The organism is Rhodococcus sp. 15-649-2-2 (assembly GCF_002258645.1).
Taxonomy (GTDB): domain Bacteria; phylum Actinomycetota; class Actinomycetes; order Mycobacteriales; family Mycobacteriaceae; genus Rhodococcoides.
Genome location: NZ_NPFM01000030.1, coordinates 168,011 through 190,246, shown reverse-complemented (window position 1 = coordinate 190,246; position 22,236 = coordinate 168,011). Strand labels below are relative to the sequence as shown.

At 65.3% G+C, this 22,236-nt stretch carries 29 protein-coding genes; 8 read left to right on the top strand and 21 right to left on the bottom strand.

All coding sequences use genetic code 11. The annotated features are described in order from the left end of the window. Positions 1–104 precede the first annotated feature (104 nt). The 3 genes from trpC to CH305_RS20470 all read right to left on the bottom strand — a co-directional run bounded on the left by trpC (position 105) and on the right by CH305_RS20470 (position 3,224). A complete protein-coding gene (trpC, locus tag CH305_RS20480) occupies positions 105–914 on the bottom strand; it encodes an indole-3-glycerol phosphate synthase TrpC (RefSeq protein ID WP_032378991.1) in 810 nt (269 codons plus the stop codon). Positions 915–996: 82 nt separating this feature from the next. Then, positions 997–1,659 (bottom strand): TIGR02234 family membrane protein, encoded by a 663-nt coding sequence (locus tag CH305_RS20475; protein WP_094704744.1) that lies wholly within the window; start codon positions 1,657–1,659, stop codon positions 997–999. After that, on the bottom strand, positions 1,656–3,224 hold the full coding sequence (locus CH305_RS20470) for an anthranilate synthase component I (protein WP_094610212.1): 1,569 nt from the start codon (positions 3,222–3,224) through the stop codon (positions 1,656–1,658). Before CH305_RS20470 ends, CH305_RS20475 begins: the two co-directional genes overlap by 4 nt. Positions 3,225–3,312: 88 nt before the next feature. On the opposite strand from CH305_RS20470, the gene CH305_RS20465 reads away from it, so the two are divergent. Both CH305_RS20465 and CH305_RS20460 read left to right on the top strand, forming a co-directional pair. After that, complete coding sequence (locus CH305_RS20465; RefSeq protein WP_032378994.1) at positions 3,313–3,774, top strand: peroxiredoxin; 462 nt, start codon at positions 3,313–3,315, stop codon at positions 3,772–3,774. Between the two features lie 151 nt (positions 3,775–3,925). After that, on the top strand, positions 3,926–4,447 hold the full coding sequence (locus CH305_RS20460) for a MarR family winged helix-turn-helix transcriptional regulator (RefSeq protein ID WP_176458299.1): 522 nt from the start codon (positions 3,926–3,928) through the stop codon (positions 4,445–4,447). Here CH305_RS20460 and hisI read toward each other — a convergent pair. From hisI to CH305_RS20400, 12 genes are all read right to left on the bottom strand, one after another. After that, positions 4,438–4,794, bottom strand: coding sequence for a phosphoribosyl-AMP cyclohydrolase (hisI, locus tag CH305_RS20455; protein WP_094704743.1), 357 nt, complete (start codon positions 4,792–4,794; stop codon positions 4,438–4,440). The two genes, CH305_RS20460 and hisI, sit on opposite strands and share 10 nt — an antisense overlap. Positions 4,795–4,809: 15 nt before the next feature. Next, positions 4,810–5,583 (bottom strand): imidazole glycerol phosphate synthase subunit HisF, encoded by a 774-nt coding sequence (gene hisF, locus CH305_RS20450; RefSeq protein WP_032378996.1) that lies wholly within the window; start codon positions 5,581–5,583, stop codon positions 4,810–4,812. Continuing rightward, complete coding sequence (locus CH305_RS20445) at positions 5,580–6,410, bottom strand: inositol monophosphatase family protein (RefSeq protein ID WP_094704742.1); 831 nt, start codon at positions 6,408–6,410, stop codon at positions 5,580–5,582. The genes hisF and CH305_RS20445 overlap by 4 nt, the downstream gene beginning before the upstream one ends. Positions 6,411–6,416: 6 nt before the next feature. Next, positions 6,417–7,151, bottom strand: a complete 735-nt coding sequence (priA, locus tag CH305_RS20440; RefSeq protein ID WP_037150780.1) for a bifunctional 1-(5-phosphoribosyl)-5-((5-phosphoribosylamino)methylideneamino)imidazole-4-carboxamide isomerase/phosphoribosylanthranilate isomerase PriA — start codon at positions 7,149–7,151, stop codon at positions 6,417–6,419. A gap of 56 nt (positions 7,152–7,207) precedes the next feature. Next, a complete protein-coding gene (locus CH305_RS20435; protein ID WP_032403989.1) occupies positions 7,208–7,414 on the bottom strand; it encodes a hypothetical protein in 207 nt (68 codons plus the stop codon). Then, on the bottom strand, positions 7,411–8,040 hold the full coding sequence (gene hisH / locus CH305_RS20430; protein ID WP_094704741.1) for an imidazole glycerol phosphate synthase subunit HisH: 630 nt from the start codon (positions 8,038–8,040) through the stop codon (positions 7,411–7,413). Before hisH ends, CH305_RS20435 begins: the two co-directional genes overlap by 4 nt. Further along, positions 8,037–9,155, bottom strand: coding sequence for an MFS transporter (locus CH305_RS20425; RefSeq protein ID WP_094704802.1), 1,119 nt, complete (start codon positions 9,153–9,155; stop codon positions 8,037–8,039). The genes hisH and CH305_RS20425 overlap by 4 nt, the downstream gene beginning before the upstream one ends. A gap of 61 nt (positions 9,156–9,216) precedes the next feature. Then, positions 9,217–9,840, bottom strand: a complete 624-nt coding sequence (gene hisB / locus CH305_RS20420; RefSeq protein ID WP_032379000.1) for an imidazoleglycerol-phosphate dehydratase HisB — start codon at positions 9,838–9,840, stop codon at positions 9,217–9,219. Further along, positions 9,837–10,967 (bottom strand): histidinol-phosphate transaminase, encoded by a 1,131-nt coding sequence (locus CH305_RS20415; RefSeq protein WP_094704740.1) that lies wholly within the window; start codon positions 10,965–10,967, stop codon positions 9,837–9,839. The genes hisB and CH305_RS20415 overlap by 4 nt, the downstream gene beginning before the upstream one ends. Then, complete coding sequence (gene hisD, locus CH305_RS20410) at positions 10,964–12,316, bottom strand: histidinol dehydrogenase (protein WP_032403985.1); 1,353 nt, start codon at positions 12,314–12,316, stop codon at positions 10,964–10,966. The genes CH305_RS20415 and hisD overlap by 4 nt, the downstream gene beginning before the upstream one ends. An 89-nt stretch (positions 12,317–12,405) precedes the next feature. After that, positions 12,406–12,924 (bottom strand): DinB family protein, encoded by a 519-nt coding sequence (locus tag CH305_RS20405; protein ID WP_094704739.1) that lies wholly within the window; start codon positions 12,922–12,924, stop codon positions 12,406–12,408. A 21-nt stretch (positions 12,925–12,945) separates the two neighbouring features. After that, entirely contained in the window at positions 12,946–13,413 is a 468-nt protein-coding gene (locus tag CH305_RS20400) for an SRPBCC family protein (protein ID WP_032403983.1), read from the bottom strand. Positions 13,414–13,494: 81 nt separating this feature from the next. Here CH305_RS20400 and rhtB point away from each other — a divergent pair, with 81 nt between their 5' ends. From rhtB to CH305_RS20390, 3 genes are read left to right on the top strand one after another with little or no spacing between them, the layout of a single operon-like run. After that, positions 13,495–14,121 carry a homoserine/homoserine lactone efflux protein gene (gene rhtB, locus CH305_RS20395; RefSeq protein ID WP_094704738.1) on the top strand — a complete coding sequence of 209 codons (627 nt, stop codon included), beginning with the start codon at positions 13,495–13,497 and terminating at the stop codon, positions 14,119–14,121. Between the two features lie 11 nt (positions 14,122–14,132). Further along, positions 14,133–14,282 (top strand): hypothetical protein, encoded by a 150-nt coding sequence (locus tag CH305_RS29145; protein ID WP_155289322.1) that lies wholly within the window; start codon positions 14,133–14,135, stop codon positions 14,280–14,282. Next, a complete protein-coding gene (locus tag CH305_RS20390; protein ID WP_094610208.1) occupies positions 14,279–14,662 on the top strand; it encodes a YchJ family protein in 384 nt (127 codons plus the stop codon). Before CH305_RS29145 ends, CH305_RS20390 begins: the two co-directional genes overlap by 4 nt. On the opposite strand, the gene CH305_RS20385 is transcribed toward CH305_RS20390, so the two are convergent. Then, positions 14,659–15,075 (bottom strand): DUF5997 family protein, encoded by a 417-nt coding sequence (locus CH305_RS20385; RefSeq protein WP_094704737.1) that lies wholly within the window; start codon positions 15,073–15,075, stop codon positions 14,659–14,661. The two genes, CH305_RS20390 and CH305_RS20385, sit on opposite strands and share 4 nt — an antisense overlap. A gap of 78 nt (positions 15,076–15,153) precedes the next feature. Between CH305_RS20385 and CH305_RS20380 the strand changes: the two genes are divergently transcribed. From CH305_RS20380 to CH305_RS29550, 3 genes are all read left to right on the top strand, one after another. Further along, positions 15,154–16,137, top strand: coding sequence for a LysR family transcriptional regulator (locus tag CH305_RS20380; protein WP_094704736.1), 984 nt, complete (start codon positions 15,154–15,156; stop codon positions 16,135–16,137). A gap of 79 nt (positions 16,138–16,216) precedes the next feature. Next, a complete protein-coding gene (locus CH305_RS29555) occupies positions 16,217–16,996 on the top strand; it encodes a 13E12 repeat family protein (RefSeq protein WP_256983910.1) in 780 nt (259 codons plus the stop codon). Next, positions 16,912–18,012, top strand: a complete 1,101-nt coding sequence (locus tag CH305_RS29550; RefSeq protein ID WP_256983909.1) for an HNH endonuclease signature motif containing protein — start codon at positions 16,912–16,914, stop codon at positions 18,010–18,012. The genes CH305_RS29555 and CH305_RS29550 overlap by 85 nt, the downstream gene beginning before the upstream one ends. 53 nt (positions 18,013–18,065) lie before the next feature. On the opposite strand, the gene CH305_RS20370 is transcribed toward CH305_RS29550, so the two are convergent. From CH305_RS20370 to nadA, 5 genes are all read right to left on the bottom strand, one after another. Further along, positions 18,066–18,248, bottom strand: a complete 183-nt coding sequence (locus CH305_RS20370; RefSeq protein WP_037150787.1) for a hypothetical protein — start codon at positions 18,246–18,248, stop codon at positions 18,066–18,068. 66 nt (positions 18,249–18,314) lie between these two features. Beyond that, positions 18,315–18,689, bottom strand: a complete 375-nt coding sequence (locus CH305_RS20365; protein ID WP_037150788.1) for an RNA-binding S4 domain-containing protein — start codon at positions 18,687–18,689, stop codon at positions 18,315–18,317. A 32-nt stretch (positions 18,690–18,721) separates the two neighbouring features. Next, positions 18,722–19,597 (bottom strand): carboxylating nicotinate-nucleotide diphosphorylase, encoded by an 876-nt coding sequence (gene nadC, locus CH305_RS20360; RefSeq protein ID WP_032403976.1) that lies wholly within the window; start codon positions 19,595–19,597, stop codon positions 18,722–18,724. Between the two features lies 1 nt (position 19,598). Continuing rightward, positions 19,599–21,167 (bottom strand): L-aspartate oxidase, encoded by a 1,569-nt coding sequence (locus CH305_RS20355; protein WP_094704735.1) that lies wholly within the window; start codon positions 21,165–21,167, stop codon positions 19,599–19,601. Further along, positions 21,164–22,222, bottom strand: a complete 1,059-nt coding sequence (gene nadA, locus CH305_RS20350; RefSeq protein WP_256983907.1) for a quinolinate synthase NadA — start codon at positions 22,220–22,222, stop codon at positions 21,164–21,166. The genes CH305_RS20355 and nadA overlap by 4 nt, the downstream gene beginning before the upstream one ends. Positions 22,223–22,236: the final 14 nt, after the last annotated feature.

Here is a 22,236-nt window from a genome sequence, read left to right as displayed (position 1 = left end):
GCGTCCGTGGTGCCTGAAGAATTGCTGGTGCTCACCGCACCAGTGTGCCCCAACGGCGGACTGCTGCCGCGCTCGGGTCGGGTGCCCGAGTCGGTCCTGCAGAGTCAGCGTGCGGGCTTGGGGCACGACGGATGTGTTCCCGCCGTCACCAGGTCCGAGACGGCGGTCCGGGGATCGCCCGCAGTGACCAAGCCCTCGCCGACGAGCACTGCGTCGGCACCGGCACCGGCGTAGGCCAGCAGGTCGGCAGTTCCTCGTACACCGGACTCTGCGACACGAATGACCTCGCTGGGCAGACCGGGCGCAATTCGGCCGAAGCTGTCGCGGTCGATCTCGAGTGTCTTGAGGTTACGTGCGTTGATGCCGATGACGCGGGCACCGGCCTCGAGAGCACGATCCGCTTCGGCTTCGGTGTGCACCTCGACCAGTGCCGTCATGCCCAGCGACTCCGTGCGATCGAGCAACGACGCCAGGGCATCCTGCTCGAGTGCCGCGACGATCAGCAGGATGACATCGGCACCGTGGGCCCGAGCCTCGTGGATCTGATACGGACCGACGATGAAATCCTTGCGCAACACCGGAATCGAGACTGCGGCACGAACCGCGTCGAGGTCCGCGAGAGATCCGTGGAAGCGACGCTCTTCGGTGAGGACGCTGATGATGCGGGCACCGCCCTGCTCGTAAGCACGAGCCAGAACCGCTGGATCACCGATGTCTGCCAACGCACCCTTGGACGGGCTGGCACGCTTGACCTCGGCGATGACGCCGATACCGTCCTCACGAAGGGCTGCCGCTGCGTCGAGAGGTGCCGGGGCTGCTTTCGCTGCTGCTTTGACGGCGGCGAAATCGACCACCGATTCACGCGCGGCCACGTCGGCCCGCACACCGTCGAGAATCGAGTCGAGAACAGTCATGGTGCCCCCAGTCCTTTCTGAGCGTCGACTTCCGATGTGAGGAATCTCATCGGGGTCGGACCTAGCGTAGAGGGCGGTTTCATCACGACGAACGCGGGGTACTGGACTCGTCGGTAGGATCTTCGCCCGCGTCGAGCGCGTCCCACATCATGCGTTCGGTGAGGTCCTCGCCTTCGTCCTGCACGCCGTTGTCGGACGAGGAACTGCGAACGCGTCGAGCCACCTCGTCACGTCGCACCGCCGGGGCGTCGTACTTGGACGAGAGTACCTGCGAGGCAGCTGTTTTCCGAATCGACACCACCGCCGCAACGAGCGCGCACAACGCGCCGATCAGGGTGACGATCGCCGGGAGAATCGACACCTCCGTCATCGAGACCTGAGCCCTTGCGGGGAGTTCGGCAAGGGCCGCCGACTCCGAGTCGGATGCTCCCGCGGTGAGCAGTCGAACGGCCGGAACAGCGGCCGACACGGCCACCACCGCGATCAACACTGCCAGCACCCGAGAGGCCCACCCGCGCACCGCGAACGACGCGGCCACCGCCGCCAGCAACACGAGCGCGAGCGGTGTGGTGGCAGCGGCCCAGGTGCCACCGAGAAGGTCGTCCGTTCGACTCTCCCCGAGACCGTCGGAGGACGTCACCCGGACCCACGTCATTCTCGATGCGCCCCACAGGCATGCCGCAGCCACGATCAGCAGAGCGACCGGCACAGCGGCCGACGCGCGACGACCGGATCGCTCGGTCATCGCCCACCGACCTCGCGGAGCGATTCCGCGGCCGCAACTGCACCCAGTACGGCCATGGCTTTGTTTCGTGCCTCGTCGTCCTCGTATTGCGCGACCGAATCCGCCACGACTCCCGCACCGGCCTGAACGTAGGCGGTCCCGTCCTTGATCAGCGCGGTCCGAATCGAGATGGCGGTGTCGGCATCACCGGCGAAATCGAGGTAGCCGACGATGCCGCCGTAGATACCGCGTCGCGTCGGTTCCAGCTCGTCGATCAGTTCCATGGCGCGCACCTTCGGTGCGCCCGACAAGGTGCCCGCCGGGAAGCAGGCCTTGACCGCGTCGAGGGCACGCTTGCCCTCGGCCAGACGACCCGTCACCGTCGAGACCAGATGCATGACATGGCTGTATCGCTCGATGTGGCGGTAGTCGCTCACCCGGACCGTGCCGGGGGCACACACGCGCCCGAGGTCGTTACGACCGAGGTCCACGAGCATCAGGTGCTCCGCGTTCTCCTTCTCGTCGGCGAGTAGATCCTTCTCGAGCAGCACGTCCTCTTCCTCGGAGGTACCGCGCCACCGCGTGCCCGCGATCGGATGCGTGGTGGCGAGGCCGTCGACCACTGTCACCAGGGCCTCGGGGCTCGATCCGACGATCGAGAAAGCAGTCTCGTCGTTATCTCCCGGAACGTGCATCAGGTACATGTACGGACTGGGGTTGGAGGCCCGCAGCATGCGGTAGACGTCGAGCGGCGACGCATCGGTATCCATCTCGAAGCGCTGCGAGAGAACCACCTGGAACGCTTCGCCGGCTTCGATCTCCTCCACCAAGCGGGCGACGTCGGCACCGAATCCCTCGGAGGTTCGCTGCCGACGAAACTGCGGTGCAGGCTTGGAGACGGTGGAGACGGTGGAGTCAGCCGGCTTGGACAAGTCGGCACACATGCGGTCCAGACGGCGCACGGCGTCGTCGTAGGCCTCGTCGACATTGTCATCGGTTCCGTCCCAGTTGACCGCGTTCGCGATCAGAGTGATCGCACCCTCGTGGTGGTCGACGGCCGCCAGATCGGTCGCGAGCAGCATCACCAGCTCGGGCACACCGAGGTCGTCCTGCGCATGCTCGGGCAGCTTCTCGATACGCCGCACCGAGTCGTATCCCAGGTAGCCGACCATGCCGCCGGTCAACGGGGGCAGACCGGGCACCCGCTCGGAGTGCAACAGCTCCAGTGTCCTGGCCAGGACCGCGAGCGGATCGCCGCCGCTGGGCACCCCTGCCGGAACGTTGCCGCGCCAGGCCGCTTCGCCGTCGATGACCGTCAGCGACGCCGGAGCGCCTGCACCGATGAACGACCACCTCGACCACGAACGGCCGTTCTCCGCAGACTCGAGCAGAAAGGTACCGGGCCGGTCCGCACCGAGCTTGCGGTACGCCGACAACGGAGTCTCGGAGTCGGCGAGCACCTTTCGTGTCACCGGAACCACTCGGTGCTCGGCTGCGAGCTGCCGGAACACCTCGCGGGAGGTGGTCGAGTCCGAGTTCTCGGTATTGGAGGTGGGACTGGGGTCGGTGGTCGTCTCGCCGCGCATTGCCCCATCCTCCCAGGTTCGGCACAACGGGTCACTCCGCAGGCTCCGCTCCGGCGACAAGGCCGGCGCTCGCGGTAACCTGCCGAGCATGAAACCAGGCGAACTCGTTCCCGACTTTTCCCTACCGGACCAGACCGGACAGATCCGAACCCTGACCGAACTGCTGACGAACGGTCCGATAGTGCTGTTCTTCTACCCGGCTGCCTTCACCCCCGGGTGCACGGCCGAAGCGTGCCATTTCCGGGACCTGGCCTCGGAGTTCGCCGAGATCGGAGCCACTCGAGTCGGTATCAGTGCCGATGCCGTCGCCAAGCAGGCGGAGTTCGCCGCGGCCAAGTCTTTCGACTACCCCCTGCTGTCCGACGAAGACGGTGCCGTCGCCACCGCGTTCGGCGTCAAGCGCGGTCTGCTCGCCAAGCTCTCTCCGGTCAAGCGGGCAACGTTCGTCATCGGCACCGACCGGAAGGTGCTCGAGACCTTCTCGAGCGAAGTACGGTTCGAGGCTCACGCGGACAAGGCGCTCGAGTACCTGCGCGCACATCGCACGTAGAACATCTGTCGGACGTGATGCCTCGGGTGGGGGGACCCTCGAGGCATCATGTGCAGACCACAACTATCTGGGCAGGAGTGGAGCCTGCAGGAACGACCCAGAGATAGGAGTGGTCTGCAGTAACGACCCAGAGATCGAGAGGTTCCCCGCGATGGACACGTCGGCGACACCGATGGATGCGACACCGAGTGATGCGGTGGATCCCCAGTGGCTCACCGAGAGTCAACAGGAGGCCTGGCGGTCGCTCGTCGCCCTCATCACTCGACTTCCGGCAGCGCTGGACGCCCAGCTGCAGCGCGATTCTCGGCTGACCCACTTCGACTACTTCGTTCTCGCCACCGTCAGCGAGAACCCGCAGCGGCGAATCCAACTTCGGGATCTGGCCGAGTTCGCAAATGCGTCGCTCTCGCGGCTCTCACACGTGGTGACCAAGCTCGAGAAGGCCGGGTGGGTTCGCCGGGAGTCCATCCCGGGCAGCCGCGGTTCCTACGCGGTGCTGACCGACTCGGGTATGGCGAAGGTCGTGGAATCGGCCCCAGGGCACGTCGGCACGGTACAGGCGCTGGTGTTCGAGGGGCTCTCGGACGCCGAGGTCGAGCAGCTCTCGACCCTGAGCGCAACCCTGTTGGCCCAGTTGGACAAGGGAATCGCTGCGGGCACAGGTCACGCCTGAGAGTTCTCGGGCCCCATCAGCAGGTCGGCGTCGAAGCAGGTGTGCGTGCCGGTGTGACATGCGGCACCGACCTGATCGACGACCAGAAGCACGGTGTCACCGTCGCAGTCGAGCCGAACCTCGTGCACGTACTGAGTGTGCCCCGACGTCTCACCCTTCACCCAGTACTGCTGCCGGGACCTGGAATAGTAAGTGCCCTTGCGGGTTTCGAGGGTTCGAGACAGTGCCTCGTCGTCCATCCAAGCGACCATCAGAACCTGCCCGGTCGATCGTTCCTGCACGACCGCACTGAACAGTCCGGCCTCGTTGCGCTTGAGTCTCGCGGAGAGACTCGAGTCGAGTGTCATCGGAAAACCTCTTTGCTATCGAACGACGATGCGCTCGACGCGCATCGCATCTTTGACCTGACCGATGGTGAGGTCGCCGAAATGGAAGACGCTGGCGGCGAGAACGGCGTCCGCCCCGGCCTGCACTGCGGGTGCGAAGTGCTCCACCCGTCCCGCTCCCCCGCTGGCTATGACCGGCACGTGCACCGCGGCCCGGACAGCCGCAATCATCGGTAGATCGAACCCGGCCTTCGTGCCGTCGGCATCCATCGAATTGAGCAGAATTTCTCCCACGCCCAGTTCGGCACCACGAACCGCCCATTCGACGGCGTCGATGCCGGTTCCGCGTTTACCGCCGTGTGTGGTGACCTCCCAGCCAGATGGGGTGTCCTGCTGCCCCTGCGGAACGGTACGAGCGTCGACCGAGAGCACGATGCACTGAGACCCGAACCGCTCACTGAGCTCGCGCAGCAACTCGGGTCGGGCGATCGCGGCGGTGTTGACACTGACCTTGTCCGCTCCGGCCCGCAACAGACGATCGACGTCTGCGACCGTGCGTACTCCCCCGCCGACAGTGAGCGGAATGAACACCTGCTCGGCTGTACGGCTGACGACGTCCAGCATCGTGCCTCGATCCGAGGTGGACGCGGTGACGTCGAGAAAGGTCAGCTCGTCGGCTCCCTGTGCGTCGTAGGCAGCCGCTAGTTCGACGGGATCACCTGCGTCGCGGAGGTTTTCGAAGTTGACGCCCTTGACGACACGTCCGGCATCGACGTCGAGGCACGGAATCACTCTGACCGCGACGCTCATCGCGCAGGTCCTTCCAGGTAGTCGGCGGGGTCACCGAGTTCGGTGATCACCTTCAGTAGCTGATCGTGCACCCCGGGCCCGGCAGCGAGCACTGACGTCGAGTCGACCGTCCACGGTTCGCCCGCGAGGTCGGTGACGAGTCCGCCTGCGGCGCGCACCAGCAGCGCACCGGCAGCGTTGTCCCAGGCCCGGTGGCCGAAGACCACAGCGCCGCCCAGTACACCGCTGGCCGTGTAGGCCAGGTCCACTCCGGTGGCACCGTGCATCCGCAGACGAGAGGACTGCATCGACAGTTCTTCGAGGATGCGGAACCTGAACCGTCCGGGCAGTGAGCCACGACTGGCGACGTTGAAGGCACCGAAGCCGATCATGGACTCGCGCAACACTTTCGGCTGCAGCGCCGGGAGCGCAACACCGTTCAGTAGTAGCGGGCCGCCCGCCACCGCAGCGAAACGCTGGTCCACCAGCGGCAGCCAGGTCAGGCCGAGGACGGGCACACCGTCGTCGAGCAACGCCAACAACGTCCCCGCCGAAGGCAGCCCCGACGAGTAGTTGAACGTGCCGTCGATGGGGTCGAGCACCCAGACGAGCCCGGAGTTCAGATCCGGTCCGCCGAATTCTTCACCGTGAACTGCAATTCCGGTCGAATCGAACAGTTCCGCACCGAGCCGACGCTCGAGTTCCAGATCCACAGCGGTGGCGAAATCGTCGGGCCCCTTCTGCACTGCACTCGGTGCGCCGACGCCCGCAACGAACCGATCGTGGACGCCGTCGAGCAATCCACCGGCGATCTCGAGCAGACGAGTCGGCTCCTCGGGAAGGGTCATTCGTTGCTACCGAGACACCGCGGCGAGGGCGTCGGGGAGAGTGAAACGTCCGGCGTACAACGCCTTTCCGACAATGGAACCTTCCACGCCGCGATCGACAAGGCCGGCGATCGCTTCCAGATCTGCAATGGTGGACACGCCGCCCGACGCGATGACCGGCTTGTCGGTCTTGGCACACACGTCGGCGAGCAGTTCGAGATTGGGCCCCGTCAACGTGCCGTCCTTGGTCACGTCGGTGACCACGTAGCGCGAACACCCGTCGCGCTCGAGCCGCTCGAGCACGTCCCACAGATCGCCGCCGTCGCTGACCCAGCCGCGGCCGCGTAGTCGCGGAGCTCCGTCGACGATCAGCACGTCCAGACCGACCGCGACGCGATCACCGAACTCTCCGATCGCACGGGAGCACCACTGCGGATCCTCGAGGGCTGCGGTACCGAGATTGACTCGCGCACAACCGGTCGCCAGCGCCGCGCGCAGCGACTCGTCGTCACGAATGCCACCGGACAGCTCTACCTTGACGTCGAGTTCGCCGACGACCGACGCGAGCAACTCCCGGTTGGAACCCCGCCCGAACGCGGCGTCGAGATCAACGAGATGGACCCATTCCGCGCCGTCGTTCTGCCACGCGAGGGCGGCATCACGAGGCGACCCGTACTTGGTCTCGCTTCCGGCTTCTCCTTGAACGAGACGAACAGCTTCGCCGCCTGCGACATCGACAGCAGGCAATAAGACCAGGCTCACGTGCGGTTATGCTACGGGCCGAGCGGGCGTGAACCCAAAACGGGTCGTCTGTGGTCCTACCGGAGGTCCCTGCGCGTCATACGCGTGGACACCACTCCCATTGCTGCGATCGCTCCGACCACACCGGCCAAGGCAATGGACAGAGCTATGCCGGCGCTCGGTTGCAGGACGGCGATCAGGGCAGTGGCGAGAGCCAGCACCGCGACGGCCGCACCGAGTGCCCGGACGGCCAACCTGCCCAGCGAGAACTCGCGGTCGCTCACACCGATCGAACCCAGTTCTCGAGTAGCGCGGCACCGGCGTCTCCGGATTTCTCCGGGTGGAACTGGGTGGCCGAGAGCGCGCCGTTCTCCACGGCAGCGAGGAATCGGCCGCCGTGATCGGCCCACGTCAGCAGAGGCGCGGCGATGGTGTCGCTGGGTTCGAGCTCCCATTGCTGCGCAGCGTAGGAGTGGACGAAATAGAACCGGGTCTCGGGATCGATGCCGTCGAACAGCACGCTCTTCTCCGGTGCCTCGACGGTGTTCCAGCCCATGTGGGGCAACACGTCGGCCTGCAGGCGCTCGACCGTTCCCGGCCATTCCCCACATCCGTTGGCCTCGACACCGAATTCGACGCCACGATCGAACAGAATCTGCATTCCGACGCAGATTCCCAACACCGGGCGTCCGCCGGCCAGGCGACGCCCGATGATGCGGTCACCGCGCACCCCCAGCAGACCCTCCATGCACGCGGCGAACGCGCCGACACCGGGAACGACCAATGCCTGTGCATCGAGGGCTTCGTCGAAATCCGAGGTCACCGTCACGTCGGCACCGACCCGGGCCAACGCCCTCTTCGCCGAGTGCAGATTGCCCGAGCCGTAATCGAGCAACACCACAGAAGTCATGAGGGAAGTCTATCGGGGCGTGGTCGGGCGATCAGCGCCACCGCCGCAACGACGACCACCGTGATTGCGGCCGCGGTGAATCCCGCGGTGTACCCCACGCTCGTGGCGAGAACGCCCAGCGCGAGCGCACCCGCACCGGTGCCCGCGTCGAAGCTGATGTTCCACACGGCGCTGGCGCTGCTGTAGCGAGCGGGCCCGGCCGCGTCGAACGCCATCACCAGGCTGTCGTTCTGGCACGCTCCGTACCCGATTCCGAACAGAACGGCGGCGACGAAGAACAGTGCAGCGGGCATGTTCCCCAGCGCTGCGATCGCGAACAGCGCGATGCCGATCGCAGCCGAGACCAGCGCGGGAACGACGGAGCGTCCGATGCCGATTCGATCTGCAACCGATCCTGCGGTGTACCGGCCGACGAGCATCGCGGCACTGACGACGGCCAAGGCAAGACCGATCATGGCGGCTCGGTTCGATTCCGCGATCGGCAACAGACTGGTGATTCCGCCGTACGCCGCGGACACCGAGGCCACGACGAGACACGGCACGAGGAATTGCCGTACGTCGAGGCGAACCCGTTCGATTCTGGGCGGCTGCGGCGCGGGTCTGGTGGGCGGTAACAGTGCCACGCCGATCAAGCCTGCTGCAGGCACGAGAGCGCCGAGCACGAACACGGCCGTCGGATTCGCCGCAAAGATCACCAAACCCATTGGCAGCGTGATCATCTGAGCCAACGCGACGGCGATCCCCTGCGCGCCCGTCGCACGGCCGAGCAGAGCAGTGGGGGCCAGCTCGGCGACGATGGCAGCACCGGCCACCGTCAGCATGCCGAAGCCTGTTCCTCTCAGGGCCGACACGGCTAATGCCGGTACGGCATCGACCGACACGATGAACAGCAGAGACGGAACACCCAGCAGCAAGCACCCTGCGGCAAGTACAACGCGGTGGCCGACGCTCATCAGCATCCGCGGCACGAACAGCTGAGTGATCACCGTGGTGGTCATGAAGATCGCGGTGCTGGCCGCTGCCACCGCGTCGGATGCCCCGGATTGCGACACTGCCAGGGGTATGACCGGAAGCAGCAAGCCCCAGCCACCGAACGACGCTGCCCCCATTGCCATCGCGGCCGGAAGCCCTCGAATCGCCAGCAGACCGCTCAAAGTACGAGTGCCGGTCGATCGATCACAGACTTCCCTTGGTGGACAGAATTCCGGTCACCCGAGGGTCGTACTCGGTGGCCTGACGCAGTGCTCGCGCGACCGCTTTGAACTCTGCTTCGGTGATGTGGTGCTGGTCGCGTCCGTAGATCACTCGGACGTGCAACGCAATCCGAGCGTTCGAGGCCAGCGTCTCGAACACGTGCTTGTTGATCACGGTCGAATACGGAACACCGGGGTAGCCGCCGATCACGGAATGCACCATGTAGTCGGGCTCGCCGGTGTGCACGCAGTACGGTCGACCGGACACGTCGACGGCCGCATGCACGAGCGTTTCGTCCATCGGAATGAACGAGTCGCCGAATCTGGTGATGCCGGCCTTGTCGCCGAGGGCCTGCCCAAGGGCTTGACCGAGCACGATGGCGGTGTCCTCGACGGTGTGATGTGCCTCGATCTCGATGTCGCCCTTCGCCCGAACCGTCAGGTCGAAACGAGCATGGGTGCCCAGCGCGGTGAGCATGTGATCGTAGAAGGGAACGCCGGTGGAGATGTCGACGATGCCGGTGCCGTCGAGGTTCAGCTCGACCGAGATGTCCGACTCCTTGGTGGTGCGCTCGATCTTTGCGATACGGGGAGCGGGTGTGGTCACTTCTGTGCCTCTGCTCTTTCGGTCGATGCGAGTGCTGCGCTGACGGTGAGGAATCGGTCGTTCTCGTGCGCCAGTCCGATGGTGACGCGTAGATATTCTGGTATTCCGACGTCCCGGATGAGCACGCCTTCGTCCAGGTACCGCTGCCAGGTCGCGGCCGCATCGGAGAACCGGCCGAAGAGCAGGAAGTTGGCGTCGGACGGCACCACGTCGTAGCCCTGGCGGCCGAGGGCCGCCGCCACCCGATCTCGTTCGGCGGAGAGTTCGGCCACGCTACCGAGGGTGTCCGAGGCATGCCGCAACGCCGCGCGGGCGGCGGCCTGGGTGACCACCGACAGGTGATACGGCAAGCGCACCAACAACATTGCGTCGACGACGGCCGGGGCCGCAACGAGGTATCCCAGCCGACCACCGGCGAACGCGAACGCTTTGCTCATGGTTCGGCTGACCACGATCTTGCTGGGGTAGCTCTCGATCAGTCCGATTGCGCTTGTCGCCGAAGAGAATTCGGCGTAGGCCTCGTCGACCACCACGATTCCCGGTGCGGCGTCGAGGATCCGCCGCAGATCTTGCTCGTCGATGCTGTGCCCCGTCGGATTGTTGGGGCTGGTGACGAACACGACGTCGGGCTTACGCTCCTCGATCGCGTGCACCGCATAGTCGACGTCGAGCGAGAAGTCTGCCCGACGCTTCGCGGGAATCCATTCGGTCTGAGTTCCCGAGGAAATGATCGGGTGCATCGAATACGACGGCACGAAACCCAGCGCGGTGCGGTCCGGTCCGCCGAACGCCTGCAGAAGCTGCTGCAGAATTTCGTTGGATCCGTTGGCCGCCCACACGTTGGCGGTGGCGACCGCGAAGCCGGTCTGGTCGGTGAGGTAGCGCGCGAGGTCGGCACGCAACTCGTCGGCATCGCGATCCGGATAGCGGTGCAGTTGCGCAGCAGCAATCCGCACCGAGTCGGCGACGTCGTCGATCAAGGCCTGCGTCGGCGGATGCGGATTCTCGTTGGTGTTCAACTGAACCGGAACGGTGAGCTGCGGCGCGCCGTACGGCGACTTGCCGATCAGCGCCTCGCGCAGAGGTAGGTCGTCCAGCGAAACCGACCGTCCCAGAGCATCACTCATGACGCGTCACCGGTGCGCAACCCTTCGAACCGCAGCCGCACCGCTTCGCCGTGGGCCGGCAGATCCTCGGCATTGGCCAGGGCAATGACATGCGCAGCAACATCTTTGAGCGCAGCTTCGCTGTAGTCCACCACATGGATGCCCCGCAGGAACGTCTGCACGCTCAGGCCGGACGAGTGCCGAGCACACCCGGCGGTCGGGAGCACGTGATTGGACCCGGCGCAGTAGTCACCGAGGCTCACCGGCGACCAGGCTCCGACGAACACGGCACCGGCGCTGCGCACCCGAGCCGCGACGTCGGACGCGTCCTTCGTCTGGATCTCGAGGTGTTCGGCGGCGTACGCGTTGACCACCGCCAACCCCTGCGTGACGTCGTCGACCAGCACGATGCCGGACTGGCTGCCGTTCAGTGCCGTGGTGACGCGTTCCGCGTGCCGGGTGAACGCGATCTGCGCATTGACAGCCTCGTCCACGGCCTCGGCGAGCTCCATACTGTCGGTCACCAGCACACTGGCGGCCATGACGTCGTGCTCGGCCTGGCTGATCAGGTCTGCTGCCACATGGATCGGGTCTGCGGTGCCGTCGGCGAGAATTGCGATCTCGGTGGGGCCTGCCTCGGAGTCGATTCCGATGAGCGAGCGGCACAGCCGTTTGGCAGCGGTGACGTAGATGTTGCCGGGACCGGTGATCAGATCGACCGGTGCCAGTTCGCCGCCGTCGGTATCGACCCCGCCGTACGTGAGCAGCGCAACACCCTGGCCGCCGCCGACAGCCCAGACCTCGTCGACGCCGAGGAGCTGCGCGGCCGCAAGGATTGTCGGGTGGGGAAGGCCACCGAAGTTCTTCTGCGGCGGTGACGCCACCACCAGCGAACCGACACCTGCAATCTGAGCCGGAACGACATTCATCACGACCGACGACGGATACACGGCGTTGCCACCGGGCACGTAGAGCCCTACGCGATCGACCGGAATCCAGCGCTCGGTCACGGTGCCGCCGGGTACCACCTGAGTGGTGTGGTCGGTTCGGCGCTGATCCGAGTGCACGAGACGGGTTCGCTCGATGGCAACTTCGAGCGCGGCCCGGACGGCCGGATCCAGCTCCTCGAGTGCGCGAACCAATTCCTGCTGAGGAACTCGAATGCGGTCCGGTCGGACCCCGTCGAACTTCTCGCTGAACTCGAGGGCCGCGTCGGCACCGCGCTCCTTGACCGCGTCGACGACGGGGCGAACCTGATGCAGCACCGAATCGACATCCACTCCGCCTCGGGGAAGTGCGCCGCGTAGTTCGGCGGTGGATGGAGTTCGTCCGCGTAGATCGACGCGGGCGAGCTCGATGCGGGCAGGCATAGTGGGCCCCTTCGTGAAGTCGGTTCGGTGCCGGGGTTCGGTCGAATCAGTATTGTCCGAACTCCCAGGATAGTTCCACCGAATTCGGCTCAGCCCCGCACGTCCCACAGATGGTGAATCGGATCGTGGATGTAGTACGCGGCCAGTGATTCGACGGAGAAGTTCGACCCGTCGCTGCGTCGACCCGTCCGGTGGCGCTTCTCCGGCGGCACGGCGGCGAAATCATCGGCGAGGGCCCGGGCAGCATCACCGAGCTCCGCCGCCACCGCCGCAGGGTTCTGGTCGTTGTAGTTCTCGGACACCGCGGTGGCGTCCTGGTCCCAATTCGCGAACTCGGGATCGTCCTCGGTGAGCACCAGCTCCAGGCGGGTACGAAAGATTCGATGCGCGTCACGGACATGGGCGGCGTACTCGAGCGCAGACCACGTCGAGTCGTCGGGCCGCAGTGCGACGTCGTCGCGCCGCAGAACTGCATCCCAACGCTCGACGTCGGCGCGGATCAGGTTCGGGATGTCGTCGTAAACGACGACACTCGAGTCGAACCCGCAATCCGGGCACCCTCGCTCGAGTACCCAGGTCCAGTTCTTGGTGTCGGGATCGATCGGCATGCCGGTCAGAATAGATTCAGGTCAGGCGTAGCGGGCAGCCAGGTTGTGCAGTGTGCTCTTGATGCCCTGTGCGTTCTTCTGTGGCATCTTGAACAGCTCCAACATCTTCGGCACCTTGGCCGTGCCGTACTTGAAGCTCTCGGTCACCGTGGTCAGGCCCGGCTGCGTCTCCTCGAACTCCCAGCGCCAGCTGTGACCCATCGGGTGCTGCCACTCGACAACCTTGTGCCGATCGGCGTCGACGAACTCGGTGACGGTGCTGGTGATCTTGTACGGCACGCCGTACTGCTTCATGCCGACGGAGAACTTTGCGCCGGTGCTGAGGCGATCGGGACCGCGGACGGTGTCCTTGACCGTGCCCGATCCGTCGAGCTCGCCGTGCCGAGTGGGATCAGCGACGATGTCGAACAATTCGGACGCCGACGCCCGCACCTCGGTCTGACGGGTGACTTGCTGCGGACCTGTGTCGATGGTTCTGATGTCTGCCATTTCCACGGCCTACCCCACAGCGCCTCGTTCGACACACCGGTCGAGACGAAAGTGAATTGACGGGCATAGTTCAATGAACACATGTCCTGGTCAGTGTGGCTCGCGTTTCTCGGTGCGAGCATCGTCATCAGTCTGTCCCCCGGTGCCGGTGCCATCGCATCGATGTCCACCGGGCTTCGCTACGGCCTGCGCCGCGGGTACTGGAACATCTTCGGTCTGCAGATCGGCTTGCTCCTGCAGATCGGCATCGTCGCCGTCGGACTGGGTGCAGTCCTCGCCAGCTCGGCGCTGGCGTTCACTGCAATCAAGTGGTTCGGTGTTGCGTACCTGGTCTACCTGGGTGTCCGTCAGTGGCACGCAGCTCCCACCGACGTCGCCGACGCCCCCGCGGTGGCCGATCGCGGAACGACGATGCTGGCACGAGGATTCCTGGTCAACGCCAGTAACCCGAAGGCCGTCGTGTTCATGGTCGCCGTCCTTCCCCAGTTCCTCGATCCGGCGCGGCCCCTGCTCACTCAGTACCTGTTCATCGCGGCCACGATGGTCGCGGTCGACATGCTGGTGATGACCGGATACACCTCGCTGGCATCTCGGGTGCTGCGGCTGATGCGCTCACAGCGCCAACAGAAGACGATGAATCGCACGTTCGCCGGGATGTTCTTCGCTGCCGCAACGTTTCTCGCGACTGTTCGTCGGGTGACACCGTGAGGAAGTACCGCGTGATCATGAAGAACGCGCTCGGCGGAGACCCGATCCCGTTGGGATTGTTCGACACCCTTCTCGAAGCCAACACGTGGATTCAGGATGTCGGTAAGCGGGACGAGCACGAACTCGGTACCTACACAGTCGAAGTGGAAGCAGCCGAGTGAGTCGACGGTGTCCGTGTTCGAGTGGTGACACGTTCGACGCGTGTTGCGAGCCGTATCTGCGCGGCGATGCCAGCGCGCCGACAGCCGAGAAGCTGATGCGATCTCGATTCACTGCATTCGCCGTCGGCGATGCGGCTTACCTACGCGCGTCGTGGCATCCCGATACGGTTCCGCACGAGTTGGATCTCGATTCCGATCAGCGGTGGTACCGACTCGACATCATCGGGGTCGACGCGGGCGGCCTGTTCGACGACGAAGGAACAGTCGAGTTCCGAGCGCACTACAAGCACCCCGAGGGTGCGGGCACGATGAGCGAGGTAAGTCGATTCGTCCGCGTGGGCGGCCGCTGGCTCTACCTCGACGGAGTGGTCTCGCGCTAGAGGTTGCGCAGCTTGGTCGGCCGGTTGCCTGCAGTACGACGCGCTTCCTGCTTCTCCTTGATGCGTTCGGCATCCTTGCGAACCTGGATGTGCGTGCGGCGCTCACGAACGAGCCACTGCGGCGGGCTGGCGACGAGCTCGTCGATGGCGTCACTGGTCAACGCTTCGGTGACTCCGCCGCGGGCCAGGCCTGCGATGGACACGCCCAGCTTCTTCGCGATGACGTCGCGCGGAAACGGTCCGTTGGTCTGCAAATCGGTCAGCCACTGCGGCGGATCGCTACGCAACGCGTCGAGGTCGGACCTGCTGACCATCGAGTTCTGAAACTCCTCGGGCGCTGCGGGAAGGTAGATGCCGAGCTTGTTCGCCGCGGTCAATGGCTTCATGGTCTGCTGTTTGTTCTCCGGGCTCACCGGACCAGCTTATCCGGCATTCCGCGGTCTCGACGCCACCGTCCCGCACGTTGCGCGCCGTCCAATAGGCTCGACTCCGTGAACATCGATGTGCAGACACTGCGCTGGTACGCCGCAGTGGCGCAACAACTGCATTTCGCCCGCGCTGCTCAGTCGCTCGGAATATCGCGAATCCGCCTGAGCAAGACCATCGTGGAACTCGAGGAGCAGCTCGGCGCCGACCTGTTCGTGCCGGGGGTCTCCCCCACCGAACTCACCGAGGACGGCCGCGCTCTGCTCGAGCGGGCTCTGGTGGAGATTGCCGAGGACGATCGGCGCTCGGAGCTCGCTCAGGTTGCTGCTGCCGAGCCGACGACGTTCACCATCGGCTACGCCGAAGGTGTGACGCTGACGAAGTGGACGCGAATCTGGGCGGATCGGTTCCCGGACGTCACGCTGTCCGTAACGGCTACGACGCCGGAAACTCAGGTGTCGGCCCTGCACGACGGAACGGTCGATGTGAGCTTCGTTCGACCGCCGTTGGATAGAGAGGGCCTCAATGCGATCGGCCTGTATCAGGAAGTCCAGGTTGTGGTGGTCCCGAAAGACCATGCCGTCGCAGCATTCGATTCTGTCACCGCGAGCGATCTCGCCGACGAGCATTTGCTGGCCGATCCCGCGACGGTCCCCGAATGGGCTGCTGTTGCAACGGAACTCGAAATCGGCAATCGCCCTGCCCTGCCCCCGATGAATTCCACTGCCGAGACGTTCGAGTACGTGGCTGCCGGGCTGGGGGTGGCGATCGTGCCGCATTCGGTGGCCCGATTCAACGCTCGCAAAGATCTCGTCTACCGCCCGGTGACCGACATCGAGCACTCCCAGATTGCATTGGCGTGGGTCGCCGAACACGAGGACGACCGCATCGAGGAGTTCATCGGCATCGTTCGAGGACGGTCGACCCGTAGCTCACGAGGTTCGGCAGACGACGCGCCGGTCAAGAAGAAGAAGGCGCACCCCTCCAAGCCGGCCCGTCCGGTTGCCAAGACGAAGACGAACGCGCGACGGAGCGGCAAACGGCGCTGAGTCGGTCTCCCCACGTCGCGTCCGGTCCGCGGGAACGTGTGTTCGAAAACTTGTCGGTGGGTCGCGATAGATTCTGTTCATGCTTTCGGGGGACGGCGGATCAGGGGTGGACGGCATCGAGACGGTGCCGCCTCCCCCTGTCGTGTCCGATCCCGAGTTGTCGGTGTTGGTGGACCGTGTCGAGTCCGCGGTTGCCGAGTTGGCCGAACAGGCATCGGCGTCGTGGACGAACGCCGACCGGCGTGCGGTGATCCAACGCATGGAAACACTCACGAGGTCTGTCACCGCGTACTCGTACACCTGGCTCAACGAACTGATCGCTCAGCACGGGCTCGATGTGTACCCAGGCTCGGTACCGTCATCGGTGGCGTGGATGCTGCGGATCACCCCACGAGCAGCCGGTGCACGGGTGCGTCTGGCTGCGGAGTTGGGCGATCGCACCGCACTGTCCGGGGAAGTCCTCCCTCCGTTGTTGCCGCACACCGCGGCAGCACTACGGGCGGGGTTGCTCGATGCCAAGCATGTGCAGATGATCCGCGAATTCTTCAAGCACTTGCCGGCCAGTGTCGATCCGCAGACCCGGGATCTCGCAGAACAGCAATTGGTGGGCTACGCCTCGACCAGACTCCCCGACGACTTCGCACCATTGGTGGCGCACCTGGACTCGATCCTCAACCCCGACGGCGACTACGGGACGAGGACGAGGACGGGAAGCCCAAGCCACGCAAACGACGCGATGCGTTCTTCTATCTCGGTGAGCAGGGTGCCGACGGGATGTCGGAAGGAAGCTTCTGCGTCGACCCCGGACTACGCGCCTACCTCGAGGCTTTGTTCTCGAAAGCTGCGAAACCGGGAGTGAACAACCCGGCCGACCCGACGTCGGTTGTCCACGACGATGAAGATGGCGAGAACGGCAGCGCCGCCGAGGGCAGCGGGAGCGGCAGTGCCGCAGCGCCGAAGCCCGAGCCGACCACCCACGAAGCAGGCGCCAGCGATGCAGGCCTGTGGGATGAGAAGAACTACGACGGCGACGACGAGTGCGACGACAAATGTGGTGAATATCTCGAATATCGTTGTGGGACAACGCATGACGGCACATCTGCACCCAATGACACCGCGGCAACCGACGACCCTGCTGACTCAGACGACGCAACCGATGCAGGTCCGGACACCGCTACGCGGGATGCTGCCGCAATGCGCGACGCTGCCGCAGCGCGGGATCGACGCACCCAGAACGAACGTCATCACGACGCCCTGAAAATGGCACTTCGGCACACACTCGCCTCCGGGACACTCGGCACCCACCGCGGCCTGCCCGTCACCGCCATCGTCACCATGACCCTCAAAGACCTCGACGCCGGCTGCGGATACGCGATGACCGCCACCGGATCCCGAGTGTCGATCCGCGATGCGATCCGTATGGCGTCCCACGCCCACCACTACCTGACCATCTTCGACGACCACGGCAGAGCCCTCTACCTCGGCCGATCCAAACGCATCGCCTCCGCAGACCAACGCATCGTGCTCATCGCCCGAGACCGCGGCTGTAGCTTCCCCTCCTGCACCCGCCCGGCTACCTGGTGCCAAGCCCACCACGTCGACGACTGGGTCGAGGGCGGCTACACCGACATCGACTCCCTCACCTTCGGTTGCGACATGCACCACGCACTCGTCGGCACCGGCCCCGGCAAGTGGGCAACCACCAAAACCGGAGCAGGACATCGCTACCCAGGCCGCACCCTGTGGCATCCACCATCGGGAATGGACCCCAAGCGCCGCGGGCTGATCAATCACGCACACCACCCAGAAGAAGTCCTCTACCCACCCGACCAGCACGACGACACCGGAGACGAGGAACCACGACAACCCGCATGACGACCTACACCAGCATCACGGCACAGCTCTGCCTAGACAGAACCCAAAGCGCCTCAGCGAACCGGGTGACGCTTTCGATTGCGAATCAGAACTGCGATTCCGAGTCCTAATGAAATCAACAGAAGAGGTGCGGCAATGGCGAGGGACGCGTCGATAGCCAGAAACAGAATGAGTAGCAACGCTGCTGCCACGAAGTACACCGCCGCGAAACGTGGGGTCCACAGGACGGAGTCCATGCCACACCTCCTTGCGCGTACGAGCCTCTTGTCGTTACCAAAGGTAACCGAATAGGCTCGCGCGCACTAGAGACCCAGGCCCCGCAGTCGGTCGATCTCACGACGATCGCGCTTGGTCGGTCTGCCGGCTCCTCGATCACGACGCGGTACGGAGGCCAGAACTTCCTTCGGAGGCGGCGGCGGACTGTGATCGATCAGGCACTCGGGGACGACAGCTGCACCGACACGCTTGGTGATCGCCCGCACGACCACGACGATCTTCTCCACGCCGTCGACCCGCAGCCGAACCTCGTCGTTCGGGCCGATTCGCAGACCAGGCTTGGCTGGGGTTCCGTTGACGCGGACGTGCCCACCACGGCAGGCAGCGGCTGCAGCGGACCGCGTCTTGAACAACCGCACCGCCCAGATCCAGCTGTCGAGGCGGGCACTCTGTACTTCCATCTTCGAACGAATTCCTCACATCGCGGGCCTGACTACATGTCCAGACCGAGATCGAGCACTGTCACCGAGTGTGTCAGACCGCCCACGGCAAGAAAGTCGACCCCCGTCCGCGCGTAATCCCGTGCCACGTCGACCGTCAACCCACCCGAGGATTCCAGCTTGGTCTCGGGAGCGAACTTGTCACGACGCTGAACCGCCATCTGTGTCTGCCACAGCGCAAAGTTGTCCAGCAGAACGAGTTCGACGTTCTCGGCAAGCACCTGGTCGAGTTGTTCGAGGCTGTCGACCTCCACTTCACAGGCGATGTTCGGCGCAGCGGCCCGCACCGCGTTCAACGCAGCGACGACCGAACCGGCAGCCGCAACGTGATTGTCCTTGATCAGCGCAGCATCGCCCAACCCCATTCGATGATTGACGCCACCGCCGGCGCGCACCGCGTACTTCTGCAACGAACGCATGCCCGGCAACGTCTTTCGGCTGTCCCGAATCTTGCACTCGGTGTCGGCAACCTCGGCGACCCAGCCTGCTGTCGCGGTGGCGATTCCCGAGAGATGGCACACGATGTTGAGCATCGTGCGCTCGGCCGTGAGCAACCCTCGAGTCGGGGCCTGAACCGTCAGAACGGCCTGTCCTGGCTCCACATTCGCCCCGTCCTCGACGCGATGCACGATGGAATACCCCTCGGGACCGATCACCTCGTCGAGGACCAGAAGGCCGACGTCGAGGCCGGCGATCGTGCCGAACTGGCGTGACACGACCGAGGCCGTCGCCACCGCGTCCTCGGAAACCGTTGCCGTGGTAGTGATGTCGGGCCCGTACCGCAAATCCTCGTCCAGCGCCGTCCGGATCAGTGCGAGCACCTCGGCTCGGTCGACACCCGGGTTCACCTCGGTCGAGATTTCGGACATGTCAGCTTGCTCCCGTCATCACGTCGTCGTTCACGATCCCCAGCCGTCCGTCGGGACCTCGTTCGATGTGCAGGCTTCGGCGTTGCGATGGCGCACTCTCGGGGAAATCGCGTCGGGTGTGGCACCCTCTACTTTCCCGGCGGTGGTTCGCGGCCAGGACGATGACCTCCGCCGCGGCTGTCAGCGCAGCATCCTCGACAGCACGGGCGTCGACCGGCGGTTCCGATACGACACCCTGAGCCAGGACGCGTTGTGCCGCAGCGAGTCCCACTGCATCGCGAACCACACCGACCTCGGCAGTCATCGTGCGCTGCAGCACGCCCCGGTCGATGCGGCGATAGGTGGGTAACGCGAGGTCCGTCACCTCGACCCTCCTGCCGACCCGTTCGGCAGCCACAATTGCCGCACGTTCACCCACGACAAGACCTTCGAGCAGACTGTTCGACGCCAATCTGTTGGCACCGTGCAGGCCGGTGCGCGCCACTTCGCCCGCAGCGAGCAAGCCCGGAACCGAGGTGCGTCCAGCGGTGTCCGTCACCACTCCTCCGCACGAATAGTGTGCTGCGGGTGCCACCGGAATCAGGTCCGTCGCCGGATCGATGCCGGCCTGGAAGCACGAGGCGGTCACGGTCGGGAATCGCTCGTGGAAGTGCTCCACGCGGCGGGCGTCCAGCAGCACGTGGTCGTCGCCGCTGTCGTGCAGCAGTTCGGCAACGGCCCGGGACACTACGTCGCGTGGCGCAAGATCACCCAGCGGGTGCACTCCGGCCATGAACGCGCGGCCTGTGACATCGACCAGGTGGGCACCCTCGCCGCGTACCGCCTCGCTGATCAACGGACGGCGTCCCGTCGTCCCGGCAGCGAACAGCACCGTGGGATGGAACTGCACGAATTCGAGATCGGCCACGCGCGCGCCTGCATCGAGGGCGAGCGCGATGCCGTCTGCCGTCGCGCCGGCCGGGTTGGTGCTGCACGAGTACAGCTGCCCCAGCCCGCCGGTGGCCAGGAGAACCGTCGGGCAATGAACGACTCCGAGGCCGTCGGGCCCGCGGACGAGCAGACCGACAACCTCGCCGTCGGTGGTCAGCACCCGCAGCGCGGTCGTGTCGAACTGCACCGTCGGCACTGCACCGTCGAGTGTGCGCTGCACCTCCGCACCGGTGGCGTCGCCGCCGGCATGGATGATGCGGCGAACACTGTGGCCGCCTTCCCTGGTGCGTGCGACGGAGCCGTCGGCAGCGCGATCGAATTCTGCTCCCGCAGCTTCGAGCGAAGCGATCGCCGCACGCCCGCCGGCAACGATGGAGCGCACGGCGTCCTCGTCGCACAGTCCGGCACCGGCAGCACACGTATCGGCCACGTGCGATTCGATCGAATCGCCGAATTCTGCTCCGACGACCGCGATCCCGCCCTGGGCATACTGCGTCGCGGTGTCGGTGGAGCTCCCCTTGCTCACGGTCAGCACCCTGAGGCCGCGGGCGGCAGCGGTACGAGCCGCAGTGAGTCCGGCGATACCGCCGCCGACGACGACCAGATCAGCTCCGGTTTCCCACGCGACGGACGGATTCACTCTCCGCCGCCGGGGGTACCGATTTCGATCATCCGCTGCACCGACTTGCTGGCGATGTTCGCAGTTTCGAGGTCGACATGTACCTCGTCTCGTCCTTCGACGAGGCAGCGAAGCAGCGCGGCAGGGGTGATCATCTTCATGTAGCCACACGATGCACGGTCGTTGACGGCGAGGAAGTCGACGTCGGGTGCGGCCATGCGCAGTTGGTGCAGCATGCCGATCTCGGTGGCGACCAGAACCTGCTTCGACGCGGTGGTGCGGGCAGCGTCGAGCATGCCGCCGGTGGAGAGAATCTTGACCTTTTCGGCCGGAACGAATCCTTCGCCGGCGAGGTAGAGAGCCGACGTGGCGCAACCGCATTCGGGGTGCACGTACAGCTCTGCATCGGGGTGGGTGCGAGACTTCTCGGCCAGCTCGTCGCCGTTGATGCCGGCGTGCACGTGGCATTCTCCTGCCCAGATGTGCAGGTTCTCGCGTGCTGTCACGCGCTTGACGTGTGCGCCGAGGAACTGGTCGGGCAGGAACAGGATGTCGCGGCTGGGGTCGATGGACTGTACGACCTCCACTGCGTTGGACGACGTGCAGCAGATATCGGTCAGTGCCTTGATCTCGGCGGTGGTGTTGACGTACGAGACGACGACGGCGTCGGGAAAATCGGCCTTCCATTCGCGGAGCTGGTCTGCGGTGATGGAATCGGCCAGCGAGCAGCCGGCGCGCTGGTCCGGGATCAGGATCGTTTTCTGCGGGCTCAGGATCTTGGCGGTCTCGGCCATGAAATGGACTCCGCAGAACACAATCGTGTCCTCGGAGACCTCGGCGGCCATACGCGAGAGCGCAAGGGAGTCGCCGACATGGTCCGCGACGTCCTGAATCGCGGGCAGCTGGTAGTTGTGCGCGAGCAGCGTCGCGCCGCGCAGATCGGCGAGCCGTCGCACTTCGGCCGCCCATTCCGGAGTTGCCTCCACTCCCCCGTAGCCACCTGCTCCGTCGACGATGTCGCGAACTCCGGCGAATGCCGAGTCCAGGATGTTCACCCGGGTAGCGCTGCTGGTCATGACGGTTCTCCTTC

Bases quoted from the DNA above. Each gene is read 5' to 3' on its own strand.
- hisD (WP_032403985.1), bottom strand. From the start codon at position 12,316: ATGCCTGCCCGCATCGAGCTCGCCCGCGTCGATCTACGCGGACGAACT.
- CH305_RS20370 (WP_037150787.1), bottom strand. From the start codon at position 18,248: ATGGACTCCGTCCTGTGGACCCCACGTTTCGCGGCGGTGTACTTCGTG.
- hisI (WP_094704743.1), bottom strand. From the start codon at position 4,794: ATGACACTCGACTCGAGTCTCTCCGCGAGACTCAAGCGCAACGAGGCC.
- CH305_RS20470 (WP_094610212.1), bottom strand. From the start codon at position 3,224: ATGCGCGGCGAGACGACCACCGACCCCAGTCCCACCTCCAATACCGAG.
- CH305_RS20365 (WP_037150788.1), bottom strand. From the start codon at position 18,689: ATGGAAGTACAGAGTGCCCGCCTCGACAGCTGGATCTGGGCGGTGCGG.
- trpC (WP_032378991.1), bottom strand. From the start codon at position 914: ATGACTGTTCTCGACTCGATTCTCGACGGTGTGCGGGCCGACGTGGCC.
- CH305_RS20475 (WP_094704744.1), bottom strand. From the start codon at position 1,659: ATGACCGAGCGATCCGGTCGTCGCGCGTCGGCCGCTGTGCCGGTCGCT.
- CH305_RS20460 (WP_176458299.1), top strand. From the start codon at position 3,926: ATGGACACGTCGGCGACACCGATGGATGCGACACCGAGTGATGCGGTG.
- CH305_RS20465 (WP_032378994.1), top strand. From the start codon at position 3,313: ATGAAACCAGGCGAACTCGTTCCCGACTTTTCCCTACCGGACCAGACC.
- nadA (WP_256983907.1), bottom strand. From the start codon at position 22,222: ATGACCAGCAGCGCTACCCGGGTGAACATCCTGGACTCGGCATTCGCC.
- CH305_RS20425 (WP_094704802.1), bottom strand. From the start codon at position 9,155: ATGGCAATGGGGGCAGCGTCGTTCGGTGGCTGGGGCTTGCTGCTTCCG.
- CH305_RS20400 (WP_032403983.1), bottom strand. From the start codon at position 13,413: ATGGCAGACATCAGAACCATCGACACAGGTCCGCAGCAAGTCACCCGT.
- CH305_RS20415 (WP_094704740.1), bottom strand. From the start codon at position 10,967: ATGAGTGATGCTCTGGGACGGTCGGTTTCGCTGGACGACCTACCTCTG.
- CH305_RS20445 (WP_094704742.1), bottom strand. From the start codon at position 6,410: ATGACCCTTCCCGAGGAGCCGACTCGTCTGCTCGAGATCGCCGGTGGA.
- rhtB (WP_094704738.1), top strand. From the start codon at position 13,495: ATGTCCTGGTCAGTGTGGCTCGCGTTTCTCGGTGCGAGCATCGTCATC.
- hisF (WP_032378996.1), bottom strand. From the start codon at position 5,583: ATGAGCGTCGCGGTCAGAGTGATTCCGTGCCTCGACGTCGATGCCGGA.
- CH305_RS29555 (WP_256983910.1), top strand. From the start codon at position 16,217: ATGCTTTCGGGGGACGGCGGATCAGGGGTGGACGGCATCGAGACGGTG.
- hisH (WP_094704741.1), bottom strand. From the start codon at position 8,040: ATGACTTCTGTGGTGTTGCTCGATTACGGCTCGGGCAATCTGCACTCG.
- nadC (WP_032403976.1), bottom strand. From the start codon at position 19,597: ATGTCCGAAATCTCGACCGAGGTGAACCCGGGTGTCGACCGAGCCGAG.
- CH305_RS29550 (WP_256983909.1), top strand. From the start codon at position 16,912: ATGTCGGAAGGAAGCTTCTGCGTCGACCCCGGACTACGCGCCTACCTC.
- CH305_RS20405 (WP_094704739.1), bottom strand. From the start codon at position 12,924: ATGCCGATCGATCCCGACACCAAGAACTGGACCTGGGTACTCGAGCGA.